The 24,960-nt window shown below is 56.6% G+C and carries 25 protein-coding genes and 1 pseudogene; 15 read left to right on the top strand and 11 right to left on the bottom strand.

All coding sequences use genetic code 11. The features are described 5' to 3' along the window. The first annotated feature begins 602 nt into the window (after nt 1-602). The 9 genes from ACGYK7_RS17185 (at nt 603) to ACGYK7_RS17145 (ending at nt 7,590) form a co-directional block, all read left to right on the top strand. Complete coding sequence (locus ACGYK7_RS17185) at nt 603-1,100, top strand: hypothetical protein (RefSeq protein WP_394403653.1); 498 nt, start codon at nt 603-605, stop codon at nt 1,098-1,100. 31 nt (nt 1,101-1,131) lie between these two features. Further along, nucleotides 1,132-1,377, top strand: coding sequence for a type II toxin-antitoxin system ParD family antitoxin (locus tag ACGYK7_RS17180; RefSeq protein ID WP_099278628.1), 246 nt, complete (start codon nt 1,132-1,134; stop codon nt 1,375-1,377). Continuing rightward, nucleotides 1,374-1,709: a type II toxin-antitoxin system RelE/ParE family toxin gene (locus ACGYK7_RS17175; protein ID WP_394403652.1), complete on the top strand. Its 336-nt coding sequence runs from the start codon at nt 1,374-1,376 to the stop codon at nt 1,707-1,709. The genes ACGYK7_RS17180 and ACGYK7_RS17175 overlap by 4 nt, the downstream gene beginning before the upstream one ends. Nucleotides 1,710-2,192: 483 nt before the next feature. Then, nucleotides 2,193-2,444 carry a hypothetical protein gene (locus ACGYK7_RS17170; protein ID WP_394403651.1) on the top strand — a complete coding sequence of 84 codons (252 nt, stop codon included), beginning with the start codon at nt 2,193-2,195 and terminating at the stop codon, nt 2,442-2,444. A 736-nt stretch (nt 2,445-3,180) separates the two neighbouring features. Next, complete coding sequence (locus tag ACGYK7_RS17165; protein WP_348657593.1) at nt 3,181-3,999, top strand: sulfurtransferase/chromate resistance protein; 819 nt, start codon at nt 3,181-3,183, stop codon at nt 3,997-3,999. 1 nt (nt 4,000) lies between these two features. Further along, a complete protein-coding gene (gene chrA, locus ACGYK7_RS17160) occupies nt 4,001-5,374 on the top strand; it encodes a chromate efflux transporter (RefSeq protein WP_348657604.1) in 1,374 nt (457 codons plus the stop codon). A gap of 25 nt (nt 5,375-5,399) precedes the next feature. Continuing rightward, the gene (locus ACGYK7_RS17155; RefSeq protein ID WP_348657592.1) at nt 5,400-5,672 is read left to right on the top strand and encodes a hypothetical protein; all 273 of its coding nucleotides are present in this window, start codon (nt 5,400-5,402) and stop codon (nt 5,670-5,672) included. Then, entirely contained in the window at nt 5,669-6,352 is a 684-nt protein-coding gene (locus ACGYK7_RS17150) for an ABC transporter permease (RefSeq protein ID WP_348657591.1), read from the top strand. Before ACGYK7_RS17155 ends, ACGYK7_RS17150 begins: the two co-directional genes overlap by 4 nt. Nucleotides 6,353-6,678: 326 nt before the next feature. Then, on the top strand, nt 6,679-7,590 hold the full coding sequence (locus ACGYK7_RS17145; protein WP_394403649.1) for an MBL fold metallo-hydrolase: 912 nt from the start codon (nt 6,679-6,681) through the stop codon (nt 7,588-7,590). A 239-nt stretch (nt 7,591-7,829) separates the two neighbouring features. On the opposite strand, the gene ACGYK7_RS17140 is transcribed toward ACGYK7_RS17145, so the two are convergent. The 3 genes from ACGYK7_RS17140 to ACGYK7_RS17130 all read right to left on the bottom strand — a co-directional run bounded on the left by ACGYK7_RS17140 (nt 7,830) and on the right by ACGYK7_RS17130 (nt 11,379). Beyond that, a complete protein-coding gene (locus ACGYK7_RS17140; protein WP_394403648.1) occupies nt 7,830-9,770 on the bottom strand; it encodes a hypothetical protein in 1,941 nt (646 codons plus the stop codon). Nucleotides 9,771-9,844: 74 nt separating this feature from the next. After that, complete coding sequence (locus ACGYK7_RS17135; RefSeq protein WP_348657583.1) at nt 9,845-10,351, bottom strand: type II toxin-antitoxin system VapC family toxin; 507 nt, start codon at nt 10,349-10,351, stop codon at nt 9,845-9,847. Further along, nucleotides 10,348-11,379, bottom strand: a complete 1,032-nt coding sequence (locus ACGYK7_RS17130; protein WP_394403655.1) for a helix-turn-helix domain-containing protein — start codon at nt 11,377-11,379, stop codon at nt 10,348-10,350. Before ACGYK7_RS17130 ends, ACGYK7_RS17135 begins: the two co-directional genes overlap by 4 nt. A gap of 155 nt (nt 11,380-11,534) precedes the next feature. Here ACGYK7_RS17130 and ACGYK7_RS17125 point away from each other — a divergent pair, with 155 nt between their 5' ends. Next, nucleotides 11,535-11,759 carry a DUF2188 domain-containing protein gene (locus ACGYK7_RS17125; RefSeq protein WP_348657581.1) on the top strand — a complete coding sequence of 75 codons (225 nt, stop codon included), beginning with the start codon at nt 11,535-11,537 and terminating at the stop codon, nt 11,757-11,759. Between the two features lie 18 nt (nt 11,760-11,777). Next, entirely contained in the window at nt 11,778-11,987 is a 210-nt protein-coding gene (locus tag ACGYK7_RS17120) for a hypothetical protein (RefSeq protein ID WP_348657580.1), read from the top strand. A 645-nt stretch (nt 11,988-12,632) separates the two neighbouring features. Here the strand turns inward: ACGYK7_RS17120 and ACGYK7_RS17115 are convergent. The 5 genes from ACGYK7_RS17115 to ACGYK7_RS17095 all read right to left on the bottom strand — a co-directional run bounded on the left by ACGYK7_RS17115 (nt 12,633) and on the right by ACGYK7_RS17095 (nt 18,882). Continuing rightward, nucleotides 12,633-13,301, bottom strand: a complete 669-nt coding sequence (locus tag ACGYK7_RS17115; protein WP_348657579.1) for a ParA family protein — start codon at nt 13,299-13,301, stop codon at nt 12,633-12,635. A gap of 150 nt (nt 13,302-13,451) precedes the next feature. Further along, nucleotides 13,452-14,447: a replication initiator protein A gene (locus ACGYK7_RS17110; protein WP_394403647.1), complete on the bottom strand. Its 996-nt coding sequence runs from the start codon at nt 14,445-14,447 to the stop codon at nt 13,452-13,454. A gap of 356 nt (nt 14,448-14,803) precedes the next feature. Continuing rightward, entirely contained in the window at nt 14,804-16,210 is a 1,407-nt protein-coding gene (locus ACGYK7_RS17105) for a hypothetical protein (RefSeq protein ID WP_394403646.1), read from the bottom strand. Then, nucleotides 16,207-18,066 (bottom strand): hypothetical protein, encoded by a 1,860-nt coding sequence (locus ACGYK7_RS17100; protein ID WP_394403645.1) that lies wholly within the window; start codon nt 18,064-18,066, stop codon nt 16,207-16,209. The genes ACGYK7_RS17105 and ACGYK7_RS17100 overlap by 4 nt, the downstream gene beginning before the upstream one ends. A 138-nt stretch (nt 18,067-18,204) precedes the next feature. Next, entirely contained in the window at nt 18,205-18,882 is a 678-nt protein-coding gene (locus tag ACGYK7_RS17095) for a hypothetical protein (RefSeq protein ID WP_394403644.1), read from the bottom strand. Between the two features lie 146 nt (nt 18,883-19,028). On the opposite strand from ACGYK7_RS17095, the gene ACGYK7_RS17090 reads away from it, so the two are divergent. The 3 genes and pseudogenes from ACGYK7_RS17090 to ACGYK7_RS17080 all read left to right on the top strand — a co-directional run bounded on the left by ACGYK7_RS17090 (nt 19,029) and on the right by ACGYK7_RS17080 (nt 21,032). After that, nucleotides 19,029-19,928: a dihydrodipicolinate synthase family protein gene (locus tag ACGYK7_RS17090; protein WP_394403643.1), complete on the top strand. Its 900-nt coding sequence runs from the start codon at nt 19,029-19,031 to the stop codon at nt 19,926-19,928. 263 nt (nt 19,929-20,191) lie between these two features. Further along, nucleotides 20,192-20,416 (top strand): annotated as a pseudogene (locus tag ACGYK7_RS17085) (transketolase); the annotation flags it as partial. A gap of 271 nt (nt 20,417-20,687) precedes the next feature. Beyond that, the gene (locus tag ACGYK7_RS17080; protein WP_394403642.1) at nt 20,688-21,032 is read left to right on the top strand and encodes a hypothetical protein; all 345 of its coding nucleotides are present in this window, start codon (nt 20,688-20,690) and stop codon (nt 21,030-21,032) included. 54 nt (nt 21,033-21,086) lie between these two features. Here the strand turns inward: ACGYK7_RS17080 and ACGYK7_RS17075 are convergent, their stop codons facing one another. Together ACGYK7_RS17075 and ACGYK7_RS17070 are read right to left on the bottom strand one after the other, a co-directional pair. Continuing rightward, complete coding sequence (locus tag ACGYK7_RS17075) at nt 21,087-21,974, bottom strand: nucleotidyl transferase AbiEii/AbiGii toxin family protein (RefSeq protein ID WP_394403641.1); 888 nt, start codon at nt 21,972-21,974, stop codon at nt 21,087-21,089. Next, on the bottom strand, nt 21,964-22,869 hold the full coding sequence (locus ACGYK7_RS17070; RefSeq protein WP_394403640.1) for a hypothetical protein: 906 nt from the start codon (nt 22,867-22,869) through the stop codon (nt 21,964-21,966). The genes ACGYK7_RS17075 and ACGYK7_RS17070 overlap by 11 nt, the downstream gene beginning before the upstream one ends. 599 nt (nt 22,870-23,468) lie before the next feature. Here ACGYK7_RS17070 and ACGYK7_RS17065 point away from each other — a divergent pair. Beyond that, nucleotides 23,469-23,939, top strand: coding sequence for a hypothetical protein (locus tag ACGYK7_RS17065; RefSeq protein ID WP_394403639.1), 471 nt, complete (start codon nt 23,469-23,471; stop codon nt 23,937-23,939). Nucleotides 23,940-24,184: 245 nt separating this feature from the next. On the opposite strand, the gene ACGYK7_RS17060 is transcribed toward ACGYK7_RS17065, so the two are convergent. Next, the gene (locus tag ACGYK7_RS17060) at nt 24,185-24,775 is read right to left on the bottom strand and encodes a recombinase family protein (RefSeq protein ID WP_394403654.1); all 591 of its coding nucleotides are present in this window, start codon (nt 24,773-24,775) and stop codon (nt 24,185-24,187) included. Between the last annotated feature and the right edge of the window lie 185 nt (nt 24,776-24,960).

Here is a 24,960-nt window from a genome sequence, read left to right as displayed (position 1 = left end):
CCCAAACCGAGCCTTGGCGAAAAAACTAAGTCATTGATTTCGTTTGGTTCCTACAGGAACCGGATTTCTCATCCGCCGTCGTTGCCGACGACGCCTGCCCCCGTGTTCAATACACGAAGCCCAAACCGAGCCTTGGCGAAAAAACTAAGTCATTGATTTCGTTTGGTTCCTACAGGAACCGGATTTCTCATCCGCCATCGTAGCCGACGGCGCCTGCCCCCGTGTTCAAGACACAAAGCCCAAACTGAGCCTTGGTGGAAATCCTAAGTTACTGATTTCATTTGGTTCCTATAGGAACCGGATTTAATTAGCTCACTATGCGGTCGCCAAAGGACCACTTAGGGGTAGATCATCCATCTTCTTCATCTAACGGATTGTGCATCACAGCTCGCGGGCTATCCGGATCTTTTCGACGCCTTCGGGGGTGTTAAACTGGGAAGATCCAGAGGAATCCGTCCATGTGCGTTGGCTATTCTTCCCGATAACGATCGGGGCTCGGAGCCGTGTCATCTGTGCCACCGGCAGTCGGCCCGGAGAGATTCTATTTTTTGAATCTGTCGAACATGACCACCTTGTTCCTATCACCATAGGAGCCAAGCATTTTGACGAAGATTTCTGACACCGACACCATCATCTTCCACGCAGCGGACGCCGGAGGCCTGGTAAAGGCTACCCAAGAGACGATCTCTGCCCTGCATCGGCACGGGTTCACCGAACATGCGGCAGTGATCTGGCGCGCCACAGCTCAGTTCGTCGCTGGTCGTTCATTGGCGGAGGTCAGGACACTGCGCCGCTGGTGGGCTCTATTTGATCATGCGTGGGACCTTTTGGCCAATAGCCCGATTGACGACCCTTGCATCGCTGACGAGACCGCTGACATTGCCGCCTCCTACATTTACTGCGAGCTCGTCGCTCTGGGGATCAATCCCAGTAAGGACGACGTGAATACAGTGCCTACATGGTCAATCACCTATGCTGACCTCAATGCTGACCTGAACAATGCTTATGAGGGGAATGTGAGCAAATCGTGTTGGTGGTCATCAGAAATCAGCGCGACCCCTCGCTTGGGACATTGGCGATCAAGGCCTGACTCGCATTGACAAAAATTGCCATAGTGCTCATCTTATGAGGATGGCCACTATGAACATCTCATTGCCCGATGACATGCGCTCCGCAGTGGACGCTCAGACGGTAGCGCGCGGCTACGGCACATCCAGTGAGTATGTGCGTGATCTAATCCGCCGGGATCTGGACCGGCAGGCGCTGCGAGCTTTGCTCGATGAGGGGCGCGCAAGCGCGCAAGGCGAGCCCATCACCGAGAAGACTTTCAAGGCCCTCAGGGCCAGGGCATCTCTGGCGGCCGGCGAGACAGCTTGACGGATCATGCTAAGCCCGTCGTCCCACGACTGGCCGCCAGTCACGATATCGAAGCAGCAGTCGACTACCTCGCCCGCGAGGCGGATTACGAAACGGCCATGCGCTTCATCGATGCCTTCGAGGCGGCCTGCCTGCACATCTCGACGCACCCAGCATCCGGATCACCTCGGTTCGGCTGGGATCTCGGTCGGCCCGGTCTGAGGGTGTGGCCAGTGAAGGGCTTCGGCTACTTGGCATTCTACAGCGAGGAAGACGACGTCGTGGATCTCTGGCGCGTGCTGCACGGCGCGCGCGACATACCGGCCTCGCTGCGCGACGTCATTCCGGAATGACGATACTTGCACTCCGTGGACAGCCGTTGCCGCTATCAAATGAGTGCCGCTTCCTCAGGTCATCGAAAGCCATGTCTTAGCAACACGATTTGCTGACATTCCCCTTATGAGATCCTGACTACCCTGCTCCGGCTGACCGACCCTGCACTTGCAGACACACAGGAAGAGTTTGAGGGAGAAACCCTCGCGGCCGCTGTATTGGCGGCATGATGCCAATGGCGTATGTCGATCAGATATGACCTCCACCATTGATGAACTGTTCTCACCCGGCATCACTCACATCGAGGTTCGATGCTGGGAGTGCGGTCATACGGTGAGCCGCAGGCCCGGTGCGGCACAGGCTGGCCCCAAGTGTCGCGGTTTCCTCGAAAGAAATCGACATCGATGTGATAAGCTTACGTGAGGGAGACAACATGAAACCAAAGGTGCCCAGATTTTCATTCCAAGAACGCGCAGCTGAGAAAGCCGCCGCGCGCGAACGCGATGAAGAACTACTTCGCTCTGGTCAGGTTTCACACGCTGATATGGCGCGCGCTAACGGCGGTTCAATCCGAGGGGCGCGTTACAAAGGCCCAGCAAAGCGCATTCAGGCACTCGCTGCGTCCCAGCCGTCAGATGACGACAGCGTTTGACCTGTGGTGTCATGACGATGAAGAGGAAGATGCCGAGCTTAATACGCTCTGCCATGCGCGGCAGGGCAAAATGCCGATCGAGGTCGATATCGATAATATCTGAAGGATCACCGGCACGAGGATTGTCAATTCACTACTGCGCCAACTTGGGCCAGCCCTTTTGCATTTCGTGGTGCAACTCGTGGCCGGCCTCGTGGACACGACGCTATGTCTAACCAAGGCTGGAGGTCGGCTTGGCGGACTTTGCTGTCGTTGACGGTCTACACGATGAAGGTCCGATATCTTGCCGCTTGGATCATTGTTTTCTTACTTGGACTTCGAGCAAGATCCGCCGCGAGACTTGCTCGACCGGGACCGTGTTCTTCCATGTCTTACAGCGCCGAACGCCGTTAACCGGCATCCGGCTAATTTACTCAACAATAAGGACCGCTCGATGTTGCACAAAACGATCATGGCGATTTCAATCGCAGCTTCGGCCTGCTTTGACTCTGCGGTTCCATGTTCTCGCGTTCGAGGTGTGCCAACGCCATGGCGACAAGCGAGACCCGGATCTATTTTCTGAGCTCGAGGTCCTTGTTCTTATAAGTCCGCCACAGACCCAGCCGCTTTATTCGATACTCCACGAGTTCGGGCGTGGCGCCGTGAGCGGTTCCGCCGCTCGGACTGAATGGCCATGCAATAGCCCAGCAGAAGCATGCGGATCATCAGTTCGCCGCTGGGTCACACTTGACCATCTTGTCTCATTATCGTTATTTCATGGCATGGGGATGGCGAGCTCCCCACGAGGCGCCAGCTGAAGTTCGCGTTCCAACATGAAACCCTGCAAGGGAGGAACGCATATGCCTGCGCCCAATGCCATTTCCAGCGATAAACTTTCCAAGATCATCGGCACGCCTCGTGCACCGCTGCTTCTGGATGTTCGATCCACAGAAGATTTCGAGGCCGACCCCCGCCTCATACCGGGTGCCGTCAAAGTCGATGACCGGGTGCTGTCGGGTCTTGTATCGTGCGCGACCGACAATGCCGCCATCGTGATCTGCCAAGCCGGGCACAAGCTCAGCCAGGGGGCTGCGGCCTGGCTGCGGGCCGAGGGATGCCCGGCGGAATATCTGGAAGGCGGATTCGAGGCCTGGAAAGGCTCTGACCTACCTCTGATAAGACCCGACAAGCTGCCGCCACGTGATGCGCAGGGCCGAACGGTCTGGGTCACACGGTCGCGCCCAAAGATTGACCGCATTGCCTGCCCTTGGTTGATCCGGCGCTTTGTTGATCCACATGCCGTTATCCTGTTTGTCGCGCCCGCCGAGGTCATAGGCGTGGCCGAGCGATATAACGCGGCCCCCTTCGATATCGAGGATGTGTTCTGGAGCCATCGCGGCGAGCTTTGCACATTCGATGTGATGCTGGCCGAGTTCGGCCTGTCGACTCCGGCGCTTGACCGACTTGCGACCATGGTTCGCGGTGCGGACACGGCACGCCTCGATCTCGCGCCCGAAGCAGCTGGCTTGCTGGCCGCCTCGCTGGGTCTGTCGCGCATGTATTCCGATGATCTGGAACAGCTTGATGCCGGCGTTTTGCTGTATGACGCGTTTTACCGTTGGGCGCGTGACGCCAGCGACGAGGCACACAACTGGCCGACCAACAAGCCCAAGGTGTGAGATGCAGAAACCCGATTACCCTACGCTGAAAGCGGCGACTAAAATCTGGGCCCACGTTGGCCTTTTGAGTTTCGGCGGACCCGCCGGGCAGATAGCGATGATGCACCGCATTCTCGTCGAAGAGCAGAAATGGCTGGGTGAGAAACGGTTTCTGCATGCACTGAACTATTGCATGCTGCTGCCCGGTCCCGAAGCGATGCAGCTTGCCGTCTATGTCGGCTGGCTGATGCACCGCACGCTCGGCGGAATCATCGCTGGTGTGCTGTTCGTTCTGCCCGGCGTTGTCGCGATCATGGCCCTAAGTTGGATCTATGCCATTTGGGGCAATGTCGGCGCCGTCGAGGCCCTGTTCTTTGGCCTGAAGGCCGCGGTTCTGGCCATCGTGGTGCAGGCAGTGATCCGAATTGGCAGCCGAGCTTTGAAAAACACGGCAATGCTGGCGATTGCGGCAGCAGCATTTATCGCGATCTTCGCCTTCGGGGTGCCATTTCCACTGATCATTCTTACCGCTGGGATGATCGGATATATCGGAGCGCGCGCCGATCTTCCGGCATTTCGCGATGGCGGCGGTCATGGGAAGCTCGGCTCGGTGGAAGTCGCCGATGCCGACACGCTACTGGGCGAGGAATCGCCGGAACATACTCGCGTCAACCGGGGCTGGGCGCTGCGCATCTCGGCCGTGCTGCTTGGCATGTGGCTTGTTCCGGTGGCGTTGCTCTTTCTCCTGCTGGGTCCCGGAAACGTCTTCAGCCAAATAGCCGGTTTCTTCAGCACCATGGCGGTGGTGACTTTCGGCGGCGCTTACGCGGTTCTTGCCTATGTGGCGCAGGAAGCGGTGCAGAATTACGGCTGGCTGGCGCCGGGAGAGATGCTGGACGGGCTTGGCATGGCGGAAACCACGCCGGGACCGCTGATCATGGTGACACAATTCGTAGGCTTCATGGGCGCCCTGCGCGAGGCAGGCAGCCTGTCACCCCTGATGGCCGCAACCCTGGGCGGGTTGCTGACCACATGGGTCACCTTCACCCCCTGCTTCCTTTGGATCTTCCTTGGCGCGCCCTTCATTGAGCGGCTGCGGGATAACCATCAGCTCACTGCCGCCCTGACGGCGATAACCGCCGCGGTTGTCGGCGTAATCTTGAACCTTGCGGTATGGTTCGGGTTGCATGTGGTGTTCGGGGAAGTGCGTGTCTTCAACGGATTTGGCATGCAGATAAACGTCCCGATCCTCGGCACGATCAACCCCGCATCGGCCCTGCTGACGCTCGTGGCCCTGGTGGCGATGCTCCATTTCCGGGTCGGCATGTTCAAGGTGCTGATCGGCAGTGCGGCTGCGGGAATCCTGCTTTACCTCTCTGGCTTTGGCAGCATCTGAACTAACTTGGCTGCCATGCGCCTCATTGCAAGGATGGCAGATCTCGCGCCTTTCCACTTGCGAGAAGCAGCGTCTTGGTTTCCTGCGTTCTATCGAGGGCAGTCCGGCGGTGCTTTTACTCGATGAGCCAACAGCAGCGCTTGACGCGGACTCCGAGCAGAACGTGGAGGCGCTGATCGGCCGCCTTCGCGATGATGGCGCTACGATCGTGCTGGTCACGCATAGCGACGCCCAGGCGGATCGGCTTTCCGATCGGCGCTACATCATGGAAAGCGGACGACTGAAGGAGGCGGGATGAGCGTGATCAGCCTGACGGTTTGGGATATTGCCGCCGTGTCCGTCTTCGTCCTGTTGAACGGCCTTCTGTCCCTCCGGCTGTCGCTCGGCATTGAGCGGCAATTGCTGATGGCGGCGATCCGCATGGTGGTCCAACTTTCGGCGGTGGGGGCGATCCTGACGCTTCTGTTCAGTGTGGCGACACTGCCTTGGACCCTTCTCATGGCGCTTGTCATGGTGTTGTTCGCCGGGCGGGAAATCACGGCCCGCCAGCATCGTCGACTTGCCGGTCGGTGGGGTTATGGCTTGGGCACGGCGACCATGACCATCGCGGCCGCAACGCTGACGCTCGTGGCGCTTCTTGGCAGTCTGCGGCCCGAGCCGCTCTACGATCCCCACTATGCGATTCCCCTGTTCGGGATGCTGCTTGGCAACGCGATGACGGGGATCAGCCTGGGACTCGATACGTTGACCACCGCCGCCATCCGCGACCGCGCGGCGCTCGAGGCGCGCATCGCGCTCGGCGCGACACGTCTCAACGCGCTGCGCCCGGCCATGCAGGAAGCGATGCACCGCGGTTTCATGGCGATGATCAACGCGATGGCGGGTGTCGTATCTCTGCCCGGCATGATGACCGGCCAGCTCCTGGCCGGCGTCGCCCCGGCGGAAGCTGTCCGGTATCAGATCCTGTCATGTTCCTGATCGTTGGCGCGAGCGGCCTCGGCCTTCTGTTCGCAGCGCTCGGAGGCGCTTGGCGCTTGACCGACCATCGCCACAGGCTGCGACCGGATCGGCTGGTCGGCCTCAAATAAACGACCATTTGCTCGGTGAGAACCTATCACAATCATCTTCTTGATTGTGATAGAGCATAGCTATACCGTCGGTGGTGCTTACATCCGGGGCAATCAGCAAGAAGTCACTCGTGCTTACCGCGGTGGACGGTTCCCCGCGCGTTTGCTTCGTGGGGAAGACGATCTGAACGGATAAACTCACGTGCAAACATACTTTTGGATACCTGAAACCCTCTCATGAAGTGCTTTTTCACGATCTTTATCATGATCTGGGCTCCGATCTCGGCATTGGCGGAAATCCTCAACGTTCAGCCTGTCGCCCCGGGCATTTGGGCGATCGAAGGGCCAGCGACGCAGCGCACGCCGGAAAACCTCGGCAACAACGCCACGTTTGGCCTGATCGAGACCAGAGATGGCGCAGTATTGATTGATCCGGGCGGCACATGGGCGGGCGCGGCGATGCTACATGACGCGATACGGGCTCTGACTGGCCAGCCTGTTACGCATGTGATCAACACCGGAGGACAGGACCATCGATGGCTCGGCAACGGTTATTGGAAGGCGCAGGGCGCGACAATCATCGCCTCTTCTGCAGCAGTTTTCGACCAGGAGGAACGGGAATCCCTCCAATTGACCATGTTGTCCCAGCTTGTCGGAGAAGGATTGAAGGGAACAGAACCCGTATACGCTGATGTGACTTTCAGGACTGGCTATGTCTTGGAACTCGGTGACCGTCGGATCGAAATTAACCACGCGGGCGCTGCACATACACCCGGGGACAGCTTTGTCTGGTTACCCGCGGAGCGGACAGTATTTACCGGCGATATCGTTTATATTGGACGGATTCTGAGCGTGATGGATTTTTCCGACAGTGCTTCATGGCTCGACGCATTCGATGCGATTGAAGAACTGGAGCCAATGCACCTGGTCCCCGGTCACGGTCCACTGACCACAGTGAAACAGGCGCAGGCGGATACGCGCGGCTATCTTAAAAACCTGCGCAACCGGATGCGGACTTATATTGATGGTGGCGGGGATATCATCGGTTCGGTTCAAGTCGATCAATCCGAATTTGACTATCTCGACTTGTTCGATGCGCTCGCAGGTCGTAACGCACAGACTGTCTATCAGCAGATGGAATGGGAGTAGCTTTGACCTCGCTGATTACAGTCATCGGTGCGAGACAAACGACCCCACCCCCGGCTGGCGTGACCATCGCCTATATGGCCTACTTGGCTCGGGTGAGCGGCCGAGATCGTCCGCGCGATCCTGAGCGCTTGCGTCGATTTATCGCGAACGCGCCATACCATCTCCTCGACAAGAATGACTCCGGGCAAAATACCTGAACTGCGGACATTATTCCGGCGGAATAGAGCACTGGCTGGGCGCTATGCCGGTCCCTGCATGCTGGTCATATTTTTGAGCAGCCGGGCAACCTTGCGGTGGGTGGGCTGATCGAGCTTCGCTGTCACAGCGACTGACAGTAGCTCCTCGAGGGTATCAATCTTAACGTCGATCACGGTATTGGCCACCTCAGTCCAAGCCTTGCGGACGGTAGCCCGGGCTTCGCGGCACGTGCTTGGTTGGAGTCGATGGGCGGCAGTGACGGCATCCGTCTCGCGCATGATCTTCTCGGGCGGCTCGATTTTGCCGCGTTTGCGAAGGTCAGGCACAGCACCGATAGGCTCTGCATAGAGGATTGGGGCCAGATCCGAGATGCTCAGCAGGCTATCCAGCTTGCGCAGATGGATTGTGAATTCGGCTCGCTTTTTTTGGTCCATCTGCGCAGCCTTTTTGGTGGCCCACTCCAGAGTGAGATCGACAGGCGCTTTGCTGTCATCAATGGCAAGGCTGGAGACTTTGGCGAGCCCAATGGTTGAGATTCCTTGACCTCTGATAGCGGTGCGTAGAGCCTCCCACGCCACTGCGGCGGGGTCAGGGCGGCGCCCCAGTGCCGCGGATAAGAAGACCTCCCTCAGGGTATCAGTGACCTCCATTTCCTGTGCACTATGCAGACCCTGCTGTGCTACCCATTCGGGGCTGAGGTCGAGGGGCCTCAACAGAGCCCGCTCAGCCGTTTTCCGAATAGGGTCCAGCGCCGCCTTGGCATTCTTTGGTAGGTCGGCCCAGGCCCGCGTTACAATGCGATAGGGGTCAATTTGAACGGTAGCATGACGGGACATCAGCGCGCGCGCCCTCCTTTCATAGATCGTCCAGGTTCGTGGCTTCAATCTCGATGGCATCTGTGACCATAGCTCGCGCCATGTCGCCAGGTCGAGGATGTCATCAGGGGTCACATCTGTCATGTCGCGGTCGATCAGGAGCCACCAAAGCTGAAAGAGCGGCATACGGTCCGTTGTCTTGAGGGTCATCCTGTCCAACCATTGAGGCAGGGTGTCCGACGCCGATACCGGGTGGGTGACATGAGGCAGCAGAAGCTGCCGGGCACGGCTGATATACTGGCGCCACGATGCATTCGTGACACCAGTGTCGCATGGCTGGAGTTGTGTAATCCGTGTCCACATATCGGGCGCGAGCATGTCATCGGCGGTTGGGTTGTCGGTTGGCATGTAGATCCCCGCATTGCACATTGCCTGCCATACCTGCGGTAGACCGTCACGCCGCGTTTCGGGGGCGGCAGCGTGATAGTGTGTCAAAATGCTTGGCAGGTCTAATTTCAGTCGACCTTGTCGATCATAGACCGGCGGCGCTGCGATCGGCTCTGGGGGCAGTAGCCCGCTCGCGGCAATCTCAGGGATTTGGAATAAACGGTTGAAAACTGAGACCCCCTGCCGCAGGCGCTGACGCACAGAGCAAGCGAGCTTTGCCTTGGGTGCCTTTCCATGTCGCCTTTCGCGATCAAATCGGCGCTGCAACTGCTCCTCGCTTAGGACACCCCGTTCGCCGTCGAGGGACCACACCCAGTCAGTGGTGATCTGGGCAGGCGCCAATCCGACTGCTTTAGCGGGAGTGGCCAATCCCGGCAGGCATCGCTCGATCTCGGGGTGATTGGCGCGACGTATCATCATGCGGAGTTCTTCCCACGGGTTGCTGATTTCACCGAGCGCAGCCAGCAGCCGTGCTATGTGGGTGCGGGCTGTAGTGTAGACCCGAGAATTCGGTATCAGCGCCCGTTCTTCAGCACAGAGTGCCTTGAAGTCGGCCGGGAAACGACTTTCAAAACTTGACGCGGTCACTTGGTCGGGACCGCCAGCGGCACGTCCGAACATGAGCAGAGCGCCGCGCATTTGCGGCCAGTTATCTACGAGAGGTTCGCCGGCGTCCGCAGCGGCGTTTCCGAGGACGATAATATCAGAGAGTGTGTTCATAGCCGGGATATTGGTCGTCTCCCAAGCACACGAAAACGCGGTTTGACCTATTATGAGTCTGTTCCATGGTGAGGTTATTCTCCCAGGCGGCGTAGTCGCTTATCGATTTCGCCGGGTGGCAGGAAAACCGTATCATCCGCCCGCCAGATCTGCAGAGCGGAAATGAGAAGCTCGACCTCACAGGCTTCAGCGGCGTGCAACTCATCGATGATCCAGAGCACGCCATGAACTCGCACGGCGCGCGCCGTGGCCACCTTCCGCAAAAGGTTGTCGCCCGTCAGGAGGATACCGTTCTCCTGACAGGTTGTTGTGATGAGGGCAAAACAGTCATTGGCCGACAGTCGGCTATGCTCACGCTTCAGTGCGAAGACTTGGGCAACCTCTTCACTCGGCAGGTCATATGTGATGAGGCCGCTGTTTTCGAGCATTAGCCATTCCTGCGCCGTGAAGCTGAGCAGCTCTTCTTCACGGATCGGTAGCGGCACGATGAACCGATAGGGTAACCGCAGCAGGACATGCAGCAGTTCTCCTTTCTTCAGGTCGATTAGACAAGATGCATCATTGACGACAACACAGCTCACTGTTCACGCGGCCCCCTGATGTCGCGTTCGACAACGCTCAAAGGGAGGCCGAGCATCTGCGCCGCCCGCACTGGCGAAATCATCTCTTCGCCCAAAGCGCGCCAAACGAGGCGTTCGAAACGCTGCGGCTTTTCGAACGCCGCGAAGCCTTCACCCGGACCGATAGGCTCTGGCTCCTTGCGCCGCCAGCTGCGCGCATAAGTTTTAAACGCATATTCTACCGCGCTTTTTGACAGGATGCCCACTTGGCCGAGGCGCACGAGCATCGCAGCGGCCGAGACGCCATAGGTGCGCTTGAGACGCATGATCTCGATCCAGGTCATGCCGTGACGGTTTTTCCCCGCCTCCTCTTCGAGATGCTCACGCGGAATGAGGAACGCCCCCGCGAAGCGGTGCATGGAGGTTTCCTTCTTCAGCGCAGCATTACCGGTTTCAATGATAATCCGGTGCGCGAGCTCATGGGCGAGGTTGAAGCGCTTTCGCTCGACATTGGTATGTCGCGAGACGACAATCACTTCGGTCGGTGAGCCCTCTACCCGTTCAACATGACAGGCCAGCCCGTTGATCCGTTCGGGAAGGTCGGCCTCGATGACCTTGAGCCCTTTGTCTTCGAGCAGGGCGGTCATGCTCGGGATGGGATCTATTCCGAGCTTCCATTCCCGCCGCACATCCCGTGCTTTGGCGTCGATTGCCGCTTCATCAGTAACATGATCAACGCGCAGCGCGGCAAAGGGGTCTTTGGCGGCGTGCAGGTCGAGGATGTCCTCGATTGCAAGATAGTCTTCAAGCTTCTCGATGACGATGGCTTCGGCCATCGCTCGATCCTGTGCCGAAGCGGTCGAATTTTTTCGCCACTCGACGCTTTCCAGGGCTTCGACCTGTCCGCCGAGCAAAAAGTCGAGCGACACACCGAGCGCCTTACCGAGGCCGACCAAAACTGACGAGGACGGCATCATCTTGTCCGCCTCGTATTTGCTGATGGCTTGCGCTGACACGCTTGGAGTTGCGCGCTCCGCGAGCGCTTGCATAGATAGGCCGGCCCGTTTGCGGGCAAGTCGCAGTCTTTGTCCGAACATGGTCCTCTCCCGGCGATTATTGTCTGGTTGATAAGCGCCATTTTATATGATATATATAAACACATGGTTGATGGTTCGTCAACTGCAATCGACATATGAGGTTAAAAATGTCTAAGAAAAATCAACATGTTGTTCCACATGAAAACGGTTGGGCGGTGAAAGGGGCAGGCAATACGCGCGCTTCTTCCGTCCATGGCACGCAGGGCGAGGCCGTAGAGGCCGCGCGGCAATCCGCCATTCGTCAAGGCAGCGAGATGCTGATTCACGGCGAGAACGGTCGCATCCGGGAGCGCAACACCTACGGCAATGATCCCTTCCCTCCGAAGGGCTGACATGAAAGGAAAAAGACAATGTCTGGCATCGAAATGCGGCTCAATGGCCGCAAGATCACGTCCGCATCGCAGCTTCAGCGTGAGCTGACGCGTAGCATTGAGAAGCAGGTCGAAAACAACCTGAAAAAAGCTGCTGGTCCCGGTGTTGGGATGAAAAAGACCCGCGAAGGCTACACCTTTGAAGGCACGCCCGACCAAATCGAGCGCATGAAGAAGCGACTGCGCTGACGTGGCCGCTGAAGCCGCACATAGCGTCTTCGCCTCCCCAACTGGATCGCCCCTCAGGGTGGTGGTTATCAACTCCGGTCGCAGAACCGCCGTTTGCAGCGGGAGACGGGAGCTCTCTTTCGGTCAAGATTCTTCGCCCATCATGGCTGTAGCGCTTACGACCGGACCCTCATGCAATCTACTGGCCTCGCAGCCCCCAAGTCGCTCGTCTCACAGTTCTTGATCATGTCGTAGATCTTGCTCGTCCGCACGCCGATACCTTGGCGATCCTCCTTGAGAAGCAGAACGGCCAACGAGTTGTTGGAGGTCATTGCGCGCACAACGGCCTGCTGAACGGCGCCAGTTAAGTTGCCTTTGAGAGCTTGGTTCTTTGAGTTCAAAAGCTATGCCTGCGACGTATAGATACTCCACATTTCTTCGACGAGTTGGCCTTGCGTGATGCCCCGTTTTTCGGCCTCCGCCGCAATCGCTTCACCCACCTTCGGAAAAACCTTAGGGTGCAGCTGGTGTGTGCGGGGGCTGGGTTTCCGCCCCGGTTTCTTCCGTGGTGTGCGGTCAACAAACCCCCTCGCCTCTCCTACGTCGTCAACTTTCCGCACCTCAGCCGGGCCTGTGTTTTTTGGCCGCGCCGTAAGGCCAGCCAGTCTATTTGAGCCGCTCATACACCGCCTCCGTGAATGCTGTGGCGTTCAGTAAAGCTTTATCTACTTTCCCACCGGTAACAATTTCTGGATTGTTCATCATTGAGGTCAAATCACCGCCATAGGCAAAGAGCTCCGAGAAAGCCGCGCGGGCAACAAGGGATGGTTCGATCATATCAATCCCTGCCCTAAGCAGCTGGTTTTCGAGTTCTTTTTGCACACGGCTTTTCACCGCTGCACTGGTCTTCGTCAGAACCACGGCATGTCTAATGGTCCGGTTCAGCGCTTCTTCCTCTTCCCGAACAAGGGCGAGCGCCTCAGATCCTATCTCGGCATCCAGTGCTGTCGGCTGCATGGGAACAATAACCAGATCAGCCTGAGAAATCGCACGGCTTACCAGCTGTGAAGCAACCCCCTCAAGGTCAACCACCACGATTTTGCCATCGCCGTCGGCATCCTTAATCGTTGCAACGACTTCAGAGCGTCCAATATCGCTATGGATGGTAACGCCCTTCGGTAAACCCTGAGACGCCCACCGTGTAAGGGATTTGTTCGGGTCGCAATCAAGGACGGTAACCTCAGCGCCCATCCGGGCGAACTCGGATGCCAGCAGCACGGCACATGTCGATTTTCCCACACCGCCCTTCGGGCTCGCCATCACGATTACCGGCATTTATCCAACCCGTTTTATTTAGCTCACCGGCAACATATCCATAACCGGTTTCAAATTCCACACCTAATATATTTCTCATACCGGAAATATATGTATAACCGAATTTATTTGCATAACCGGATATGTTTCTAATACCGGATTTACATCCGATTACGGTTTTCCCCGTTTCTCGAACCAACTCTCGCAGAACTTGACGTAGTGTCTGGTTGGATGCTTCGGCTCAATCTCTTCTTTGCCGCACCATCGCCGCCACTCTTGTTCGAGATGTCGCGTATCCCAGCCAGGGGCAGCCTGCCGTGCGGCATCGTAAGCATCCGGATCAAGCCACCCCTCAAACACTTCTTCTTGTGGTGTAGGAACGGTCCCGCGCGAGTAGAATACCGCTTGGGAACCCTCAAGACGAAGGCTGTAGTCGGGGATGTGACTATGCGCGACATCCTCGGCGACAATTTTTGAAATGAGGCGTTTGAATTCCTTGTCAGTGGAGTAGGAGCCACACTTCTCTTTGAGCTTATTCAGACCGATTGCCCAACGTTTTTTGTATCCACAGTGCTTCCGCGCAATCTCATAGAGGCGCCGTTCCAAGGGCTTTCGAAGGCGGAAATAATTCCGGCTTAATGTTAGAACCTCACGTGCATTGATCGCATTGAACACCCAGTCAGACAACTTAACCTCAATCTCCTGCATCCGACCGTCCCTGGTTTCTCTGACGATACGATATCGGTCGATCAGGCCGAAACCATCCAGAACCTCAGTATCTGCGGTCGTAATATTTGTCGCAATCCGAGTGCCAGAAAGGCGCTCGAACGCAGCCCTGAGTTGCTCATATCCACGACCATCAGTGCCTCTATTTGTTGAGGTGAGTAGATCAAACGCTCTGAAGCGCACCGTCTGGTTCACCTCACGGCCATCATTCAGTGCCGAAATCACTTGTGAGATACAAAAAATCAGAATGTCACGATCATAGACCGTTGCAAGACCTTTAACAGAAGGAACCACCTCAATAAAAATATCGCCATTTTCATATCGGCGGATGTTCTTGTCGGGTTTTGTCGAGATAGAGAAAACTGGGTGCTCCATCGACGCCATGTCGCCTTTGGGCGCCGCATCGAAGATGTCACAGACGAAAAAATCGCCTTGTTGCATACGATCCGGAAGAAGAGGGGACCTTGATTTCGTGTTATTACCCACCATAGGTCTAAATTCGTGTTATTGCACACCGAGTCAAGCCCATTCGTGCTATCACACACTATAGGCATAAACGTGTTATTACACACCTTTTTTCGTGTTACTACACACTTAGAAACGTGTTATTACACACTTGGCGCTTTGGTAAGTCTTTGTTATATAATATAAGAATTACAGTAGAAGAGACCCTAACACATTAATTAACACATATTTAACACCCGCGCCCAGTATGCCTTTCCTTTCCAAGGTGTGGCTTAGTGCTGAAACATTCGATCTGCATTATTATGCCATAGCGCAGGCGAAAGCCTACGAATTCACAAACCATCAATATCATCATACAGGCCACGGGCGATCATAGCTCTTTTTGCGATCTCACGACTTGCAGCAATGGCCCGATCGGAGCGATATTTGTCGCTGATCTGGTCGGTGACATGGTGAGCCGAGCTTTTGGCATAGAGGATGCCGAACTCGCCCAAGTCTGCCATCTCATCGTAGATCAAGGTGCGCGCGATATGGCCGCCTGTGCCGGTCACTGCGGCCCACTGACGGCTATACCAGGGGTAGGCGCAGCGTGAGCCGTCATAATTCACGTAGAGCGGCCGCTGCTGATCCATGACCTTGGTGCGAAGCTCAGCGAGATATCGCGGATCCTGGTCTTGCAAGATCAGGGCGTCGATGAACGGCGACCAGCCCTCGGGATCGAGTTCTACTTCGAAGGGCTCGTTGATGGTGCGCCGTGTTTTTTGGGGGCGGTAACGAAAAACGTAGGCGCCGTTCTCGTAGAAAAGACCTTGGCCAAAGATGTGATGCGCAAACACGTCCCGTGGGCGGGCGGGCACGCCTATGCCAAGTGCGATTGCTGCGGCGCAGTTGCGTCTGGCATGCCGCCAATCGGGGCGCTCGACGTCGTTAGCGGCGCCGAGCATCGCGCGAGCCTCGGCCAGCAGGCTCGAGGCCGATCCGATCTTCATGGCCTTCGTCATCTTCTGAGAACTCTGTCCAGCCTCTTTGGTCGTCAGGGTCTGGAAGGTGATCCCGAGCTCTTCGAGGACATCGTCATCACAGCCATGGGCCCGAGCGAAGCGATAGAGTTCTTCCCATGTGCCGCGGAGGTAGGACCAGCGGGGCGTGTCGATGTCGCTGATGAGGCCCTGCTTTGCGTCTTGCTCGCGCTGTCGGGCGACCGAGCGTGCGCGCAAGTCTTGATAGAAGGTCTGCAACGCCTCGATGCAGCCAAGATCCACCGGGTGACCGGCTTGCCGCGCCGACCAGACAAACATGCCGAGCCGAGACTGCATGCGCTCGAGCGTCCCGAGCTTGTGCAGCTTGCGGAGGGTTATTTGCCAATCGGTCGGCAATTCCTCCACCGGGACCGAAACCTCGCGCTCGTAGTCTCGATTACGCCCTTGCGTGATGCCTTTGAACTCGGCGCGGTGCCGCAGGTCGGCAGCGACCGACTCTACCTCGAGCAAGAATGCGTCAGGCATATCGAGACGCCGCATTGCGTCGCTGAGAGCGTCGAGATTTGCCGGCGATTGGTCTTGTAGCGCGCAATAGGCTCGGATGTCAGGCGCCGCTGGGTCTTCGAGATCCTGATCGACGCAGAATGCCATGAGCCCTTCGAGGGCGCGCAGCTGCTCATCGGGCATCTCATCGATCTCTGGCAGGTCGATCAAGTGCTGCATGTGTGGTTGACGCAGGATGAGGTGGCGGGGGATCATGCGCGCACCCCCGTGACTTCTGCGTCCTTCTCATGGCTGCGTTTCACCATCATCCGCTGCCCGTCTTTGTGCAGCTTCTTCTTGTTGATCCAGATGTAATTGCGCTCGCAGACCGCCATGGTGTTGCCGAGCATATCGGCCGCGACTTTCAGGTTGGCCCAATCTTGGTCGAGCAAGATCGTCGCGTAGCCGTGGCGCCACTTGTGAAACGTCATGTGCAGCCCGACCTCGCCTGAGGCGCGCTGAAACCAGCCATCGAAGGTGTTCTTGTTGAGCGGCCCCGGGGACTCCACGGCGGGGAAGAGGTAAATGCTATCGTCAGCGTGGGGGAACAGCGGGCGGATCGTTTCGATATACCAGTCCAGAACTTCAGATCCGTGAAGATCAGCATTGAGTTCGATCGGTGCGACCTCTTCGCCGGCCTTGGTTTCTTCCTTGGGCAAGAAGAACTCGTAGGTTGAGCCTTTCTGGCCTGGCTTGAAGAAGTTCTTGCGGCTGCCGTGCAGCCGCAGGCCCAGACAGTTGGCCATGCGGATCGGGGCGCCGGCCCACTCGATGGCTGAGGTCGCGGCGCAGGTGCCAAGCGCTCGAACCCGTTCGATCTCTGTCCGTGTCATTTCGCGGCCTTTTGCATCAGCGAGGATCTTTTCGGCGTCGCGCATCATCAGTCGGTGCAGATTCCGGAAGCGGCGCTCTTTGGTCGGATCAGCGATAAGGTTTTGACACCAGCGCGCGGTCGCGGGACGCATGCCGTTCGCCAACTCCTTGCCCTGCTGGTAAAACTCGCTGCTCTTGATGATCTCGGCCGTCTCGTCATCGAGCAGCCCGTTGTGGCCTAAGACGACGAGGATGTTGTTGTAATAAGCGTAGGCCGAGGTCTGACTGAGCGTGCCGGGCAGGTGCTCAACTTCTGCTGTGCGCCGGAGCGATGCGCAGAGGTGGTCGACGGAAAACAGCCCCTCAACGTCATTGACGGCATTTAAGTCCGTGAGGGGGATGGGATAGTCGATCAGCGGGTCTGGATCACGGTGCGGCTTGCAGTGCGGCAGTGCGCGGAGATGGTGGCGCAGCGCGGCCCGGTAGCGGTCGCGAGCTTGTTTCCCGACCCGGACAGCATCCTTGCCGGTGGTGCGATCGCGCGTGGTGCTGGCTTTTTTGATCATGGCGAGGGCCACCTCATCCACATGAGCGGGTAGAGCATCAAGGTCGCGCAGGCTTGGCTGCACCGGCACCGGCTCGGTCGGCAGCAGGGCGCCGAGCTCGGGCAGATAGCGGAAGGCGTTCAGGGTCTTTTGGGCGCGGCGCACCACCTCGCGCTCGGTCTTGGCTTGCAAAACGTCCTCTATCCGGTCGGTGGCTCCGGGGGCTGCCAGATCCCAAGGTTCGAGCCCGCCGCGCCGGGCGATGTCAGCGAAGGTCGCAAATGGGCTGAGAGCATTGGGATGAATCGCCCCGCCATTTGTGCTGTGCAGTTTTGCCGCTGCCAGCAGGTCGGCCCAGCCGTCCTGACGCGCGCGCAACTCTTGTTTCGCGGCCGCAGCGCCGGTGGCGAATGCGATCGCCCGGCGGCAGTCGGACCGCGTGCGCTTATAGGCTTCGAGATCCTGCGGCAGGTCTGGGCGCGGATGGATCCCGCGCACCGACTTCGGGAAGGTCGGGTCAAAATCGGCGATCTTGAGCGTCTTGAGGGAGGCGCCGAATAGGGCGCGGCTGTGCAGCCTGTCGAGCGCCGCGAGGAGGTAGGCGGGACCGTTCGCGGCGATGTAGTCTCTGACGTCCTGCATGGTCTCCATCTTGGTGGGTGCTTGGGCCGATGTGGCGTTTTGGGTCTTGCTGGTGGGGAAGAGGTGCTTCATCTGAGCTTCCTTGTTTCTTGTGTTATTGGAGTAAAATCTTCTGTCTAAGCCGCATTTTGCCGTCTAAGCCGCTGAAAAAGCGGTTCATCCGCATATTTCCCGCTGCCGGAAGAATGCGGACGTATCGCTTTTTTCCGGCTATCCCGCAGCCTTCCGCTTAGACCGCGCAGCAGGGGCAAAAATCGCTTTTTTGCGGTCGGCTGGCGGCATTTGAGGCTGGGGTTTGGCCGACGTCTTTGTCTTGGATCTCGGTGCAACCCGATCCCGATCCTGTTCCGGTTCGGGCACAGGTTTCGGAGCAGGGGATTCCGCCTTGGGAAGAGTGAGTAGTCGTTCCTCGTCGCGCCAGAGCATGACGTCGAGCGGCCGGTAGAGCTGCAGGCGAGGGCCGAAGTCGAGCACCGGGAAGGGGATGATCCGATCACCTCGGTCGATTTGCTTGCGCAGCGTGTCGGGGTGCTCTTTGAGCAAGGCGGCCATGCCGGGATACTTGACCAACGGCGCACGCAGCGCGACCTCGAGGTCCTCGATGCCGCCAAGGATCTTCGAGTTTGGGTGGCGGGCTTGCAAATTATCCAGGTGACTGGCGAGCAGGCCGCACTCGACGTCATGGATCTGCCACCAGATCCGGCGCCAAGGGTAGGTGCTACCCTCGGGTGCGAGGCCCTGAGCTTTGGCGATCTGTGTGGCCGTGTTGCGATCCACGCCAAGATGGAAGCCCAAGCCCGTCGCGGTGAGAGGGCGGCCGCTGTTCAGACGTTCCTCAAGCTCACGTTGTTTGCGGTCTTTGAGCGGGGCATTAGTCTGGTCTGTCATGGTGTCTCCTGTCGTGTTGAACAGGAGGTGAGTCCGCAGCGCGCGATATAAAAATAATCTGGTTGGATAGCCGGAATAATGCGGGATAATCGACCACAGCTGGCCGTGCTACATGTCAAATGTCACGCGTTTGAAGGAGACTCTTCATGACCTTGTTTACCGGCCTGTCGGCCTTCCCCCTCACGCCTACCGACGACGAGGGGCAGCTGAATTCCGAGCTTCTGCACCGCTTTCTCGAGCGGATCGTGGCTGCGGGAGCGGATTCCATTGGACTGCTCGGCAGCACCGGGGGATACGCCTACCTGACACCGGAGGCGCGCAAGCGGGTCCTCCGGGCCGCCGTGGATTGCGTAGCTGGACGGACACCCATCATTGTCGGTGTTGGCGCTCTCACTACCGATGTCGCCAAAGAACTCGCGCGAGATGCCCGGAAAGCCGGTGCAGACGGCCTGCTTCTCGCACCCATGTCCTACCAGTCATTGACCGACGAAGAGGTTTTCCGCCATTTCGAGGCCGTCGCCACGGTCGGTGAACTCCCCCTGTGTATCTACAACAACCCGGGGACCACGAAATTCACCTTCAGCCTGGACCTGATCTCGCGTCTGGCCGAGATCCCGAACGTCAGCGCGGTCAAGATGCCTCTCCCGGCGGATGGCGATTACGCGGGCGAGCTGCGTCGCTTGCAGGGCATTACGCCGGACGACTTCGCCGTCGGATACAGCGGTGATTGGGGGGCGAAGGACGCGCTGCTCGCCCGCGGTGCCTGCTGGTATAGCGTCGTGGCCGGCCTCTTGCCAGAACCCTCTCTCGCGCTCACCCGCGCGGCTCAGACAGGTGATGGGGCCGAAGCGGAGCGCATCAACAACGCTTTTGATCCTCTTTGGGCGCTATTCCGAGAATTCGGGAGCTTCCGAGTGATGTTCACCGTCGCTGAAAGCCTCGGTCTCGGACGCATCACGCCGCCGCGTCCGATTCTGCCGCTCGAGCCAGCATCCCGCGAAAGGGTCGAAGTGGCGCTGCGTCCGCTACTCCAGGTCGGCGTCTGACCGTGCAACTGTGCCTAAGCAGCATATCTCCGGGAATGTCGCTTCATCGAAACGCCTCCGGGCCGCCTGACGGGCAGGCATCAGTGCATCGTCATTCTCCAGATTCAGGTGCCGCTGAAGCTGGCCGGATAGGTGGCAACTTCCCGTGCTCTCAAAAAAATTTGAAGTTTTTCTAACGAGGTCTGAAAGGATCAGATACGGACGCCGAGGCCATACTCGGGCATATTCTCCCTGACAGCCTTCGGGCAAGTTGGGAGGACATCATGGAAGCCGAACGCCGACCGCATACAGCGAGCAATGGCTCGCTCGCACAACGCGCCTGGAATATCCGCCGCAAGGCGCTTCTCATGGGCGAAGTCCCGGGTCAGAGATATTTCGGCCAAGCACTCGGGATCGCCGATGTGCTTGCAGCCTCGTATTTCCACGCCCAGTATCGCCCGGAGGACCCGGAATGGGAGGGACGCGACCGCTTCCTACTCTCGATCGGGCACTATGCCATCAGGCCGCACAGCGCACTGGGATATCGTCCTCCAGCGCCTGAAAGCAGGGTCCCGATAGACCAGAGGCCGACCATGCACTAACAATAAAATCGGACCACTTGATGGGGGCAGATCAGTGGTTCTCGCAAGGCCTCGCGGGGTTTTAAGAGGGGGTGACGCAGAACATACTGGCCTTTCCAGACCGTGTAACTCAGACTTTAAGGTGTCATTCTGATCTAATCTGGATGCTATCAGATAACGCCTAAACAGGATTTCCAGTATGTTTTTTAATAGAAGAAAGAAGTGGAACGGCGAAGTTGCCGCTCTCTTGCCAACGTTCGACCTGACGATCGAGGTCGTCGGCCCCATGGCCGCGCTTGAGGCGCTTGATCTTGTATATCCGAAGGGTTTTAGTGCTCAGGAAGGGGCCCTATATCTTGCCTATCTTAGCTACTCCACCTTTCTTAAAGAGCGTGATGCCAGGGCAACGAACCTGAAAGCTCGTATTAGATTTGCAGAAGAGGATTGGATTGAGGCAGGGCGTGTAAATCCGAAAAACGTTCAGGCATGGCGGGAAAAAGCAAAGACTTGGGAAGACGCCGCTGTATGTGACAAAAGTGATTGAGAGATAACTTTCTAAAACTCATACTTGAGCACAGCCGTCTGAGACGCTCGCTTCCTACCAAGGCAGACTTGTGTAGTGAGCTTCGACTTGGGCAAAGCACTCATCAAAATCCGGCAGTTGGTCCTCACCTATCTCCACCGCGAGCGTTCCCCACTCCGCTTCAGCATGCTTGCGGACCGCCTCAGAACTCAGCGAATGCACATCAGGGGTGATCTCTCGTGAAGCACACTTGGTTTTTATTGATGTAAGTATTTTTGTTTTCTCATCTTCGTCAAACTCAAACGCCCTAAGAAGCAATGATATGTCGTAGATATCTTGTCGTCGGTTCTTATTCTTCAGCTCCTGCTGCAACAATGCCCGGACTTTTTCTGCGATCAGGTCATAAATCGAGTATGCTTTGATTTCGGTAGAAGATGCCTCTTCCAGCTTGATTACCTGAAGGCCGGATATCGGTTCGTTGAAGCTTATATCGACCTGAATTACTTGAGGCGACCTTCCTTTATGGAAGTGCCTTTCTTGCGGTGAACCCCTTTGAGCGTAACCAATTTTCATCTCAAGAGCAGGGAACGTATCTTTAGCAAGGCTATTTTTTCGCGGTCTAATCTTTATTGTCTGAACTCTAAGCAGCATGCCAGGATACCCGATTTCAGCTGCAGCCCTTGGCAGAGTTTCATCAAGTGCAGTTCGCAGGGCATCGGGGAGTTCATCGTTGGGATCTAAATCCGTCGTGAAATCTATGTCGCCAGTATTCCGAGGGCTTCCGTATAAAACTCCCATTAGGATACCGCCCTTCAGAAAAATGTGCTCTGAGAAGGGCTCAGCCATACCGATCGCCGCCAACACCACTTCAGTTGCTTGGCGTTCAAAGTATTTTACAGGGTCTATCTTAGCGCGTTCAACCCAGTCAAAAATATTTACTTTTTCAAAGGCTTCAATCAACATTAATCGATATCATCCATTTGTCTGAAAAACGGGGGGCGTAGTCGGCATCAGGATCCAGCTTACGACTTCCACCTCTCTGGGCGTGCTGCACCCACACATCAAGAAGCTTAGTGGAGACACTCATTCTCTCTGAAAGAATGTATCCAGCTCGAACTTTAGCGATATCTGTTCCAGCCTCTTCAACTCGCTGTAATATTTCCTTCAGATAGGTTTGAGCATGCTCGTCCCACACCTCAAGAACGTGGCTCATTCCACCGCATATTTTTGGATCTTCTAACATATCCAAGAAGACTTGCCCAATTGAGGCTACGCGGACCGTGCTTCCACGAACTGGTCGAAATGCCCCTGGAAACTTTGTCTTTTTCACGCTCACGTTCCGCCCTCTGACCCTACGCGGATGGCGGACCTGCAAAAGAGCAGGAGCTCCAATTACCTCTTGTGAGAACGTTAAGCGCGGGCGATCCTTGGCTCTCCGGTCTGCGATCAGGTTCTTAACAACCTCGTTTGTCGGACGCGTTATATATAATGCTTCGGGCCTCCTCAGAGTAACTCCATAACGCTGCATCGCGGACAAATGCGAAATATAGCAATATGGGTCCGCAGAGCACACGATTTCATCGGCTGCCTCTTTCCCGCGAGCCACTACCCTCCATAGGCGTGAATAATCTGTATCTGCCGCGATAATGTTGGCATCTTTCAACACCGCCCTTGCGCGCTTGTATTGCTCAATAGAGGGGTATTCCCCCCTTAGATACTTCACGACCTTCGCACGATAAACATCACACGCCATTAGAAACATTTCATAGTCGGATAATAGCGTTGCCCCTGACGCTTCGACCGCAGAAGCTATGGCTTCTGCAAAGTGGGTCATCTTGTGAATTTCTTGAAAATACACGTCTGATTTTTTCAAAACTTTAGCCTATACCGGGTAAATCATGTCCTAAGGACATGATTTACCCGGTATAGACAATTGTCAAGAATTATTTATCTTGACAACATGTGCAATGGGGGGTTAGTCACGTCCTTAGGACGTGACTAACCCCCCATTGTAAAAAGTTTTCCATTGAGCTTGAGCTTTGTATGGAGAGGTGGGCTGTGATCTGACGTCAATATTTCCATCTGATCGAAACACCCAAGCTACAGAGTCGGCCTCTACGCGAAGATCCTTGGATTCTCTTAAGTATATGGCTAAAAAGCGAAAACCCGCGAGGACCAATTAAGGCTGTCGCGGGCTTCTAAGAAGTTGAAGGCCTAAATCTGCCTTCGATTGACCTCTTATATGATCTCTCGTTCGAAGTTGTCAAGCGAGGTAGGCGAGCTGGGGCGAACGAGTGGAGTGTTAAGACTTTGGTATCAGAAATAATTTCGAACGAACGGTTAACAAAGTATCTCGCCGCTGCGGGGCACAATCCAGATCGAGCACTGACTCTTTATGGTTGGAATATCCAACTCAGCGAGGCATTTTTCCCAGTGTTGAGTGCAGCAGAGGTTTGCTTGCGCAACATCGTGGTGACCCGCCTAATTGCCCTGTATGGTGTTGAATGGTGGGAGGATCCGGCCTTTCTTTTGCAGATCAGGAGTGGCGGAAAAAGAATTGTAAAAACGGCAGCCGACAATTTGGAACGCGCAGGCGCCGTAACTTCTGGTAGGATGACCGCCGAGTTGAATTTTGGCTTCTGGGTTAAAATGCTGCTGCCACGTCATGAAGCGGTTTTCTGGCCCAACTTGCATTCCGACCTCTCTGATTTGCCCACAGCGGTGACCTATGAACGCCTATACCGTAGGTGTGATGATGTCCGTGAGTTCCGCAACCGCGTGTTTCACCATGAGCCAATACTGCACAGAAACATAACCGCTGAATACAGTAGAATTATGGAGTTGATCAAATGGCTCAGTCAAGAGAAAGCAACTTGGATCAAACCGTATTCGCGCGTTATGACTGTAGTGCGTCAAAAACCTAAGTAATCATTTAGGGCGCAAAACATTAGTAGGTCTGCCCTTCTCGGCGGTTCAAACCACGGTCTGCTATGCGGATTCTAAGCCGACTTTAACTTCATGTGCGCCAGTGTCCGGCTTGACGAACCGTTAAAAACACTCGTGCCGGAGGTTGCACCACACGGGCATCGCGCAACCTTCTACTCTGGCTGTAACGAAATCGCGGTTAAGAATATCGCCTGTTTGGGCTTGATTCCGGTAGGAGTGTGACCGCCTCACAAGACCTTTTGGCGGTTCCGTTTTACGATGTCTGAGACGGTGTTTTTCGAGATACCGAGGTCTCGGGCAATCCAGCGGTATGACCGGCCGTCTTCAATGGCCTGAAGCACCTTCGGAGCAAGCTTATCGGATTTTGGTCGTTGGCCTGGCTGTCGGCCAAGCTTCTTGCCGCGTGCCCGGGCCGCAGCGAGGCCAGATTTTACGCGCTCGCTGATGAGGTCACGCTCGAACTGCGCGATCCCGGCGAGCATGGTGGCCATCATGCGTCCGTGCGGTGTGTCGAGTTCGAAGGTCATGCCATTCATGGCCACAACCGAGACTTTCCAACCTGCGAGCCTGTTCAGCGTATCCAGCAAGTCTTGTGTGGACCGCCCCCATCGGGAGAGCTCGCTGACCAGGATCGCGTCGATTTGTCGGGCCTGTGCAAGATCGAGCAATTGGTTGCGCGCGGTGCGATTAACGTTGGCCCCGGAGGCCGTATCTTTGAAGACGCCGACCACGTCGTAACCGCCACGTTCCGAGAAAGCTGTCAGTTCGGTGACCTGTCGCTCGCACGACTGGTCCGAGGTCGAAACCCTCGCATAAATTGCGGCGCGTTGTCCCAGTTGAACCCCCTCGGATTTGGACCTCGCAAGCTGTTGATTTTGCTGGCGCGAGTTTTGTCCATAATAGACTAATGACTAATAAGGACAATTCGTGTTTGTCTTTCGCGACAACTGAGCGTCAAAGGGTGTTGGTGACCCCAAGACGAACTGTCCGACTAATCAGGGTC

Source organism: Sulfitobacter sp. 1A15299 (assembly GCF_043556915.1).
Taxonomy (GTDB): Bacteria; Pseudomonadota; Alphaproteobacteria; order Rhodobacterales; family Rhodobacteraceae; genus Sulfitobacter.
Note: the sequence above shows the minus strand (reverse complement) of the source record. Positions and strands in the feature narration are given on the sequence as shown.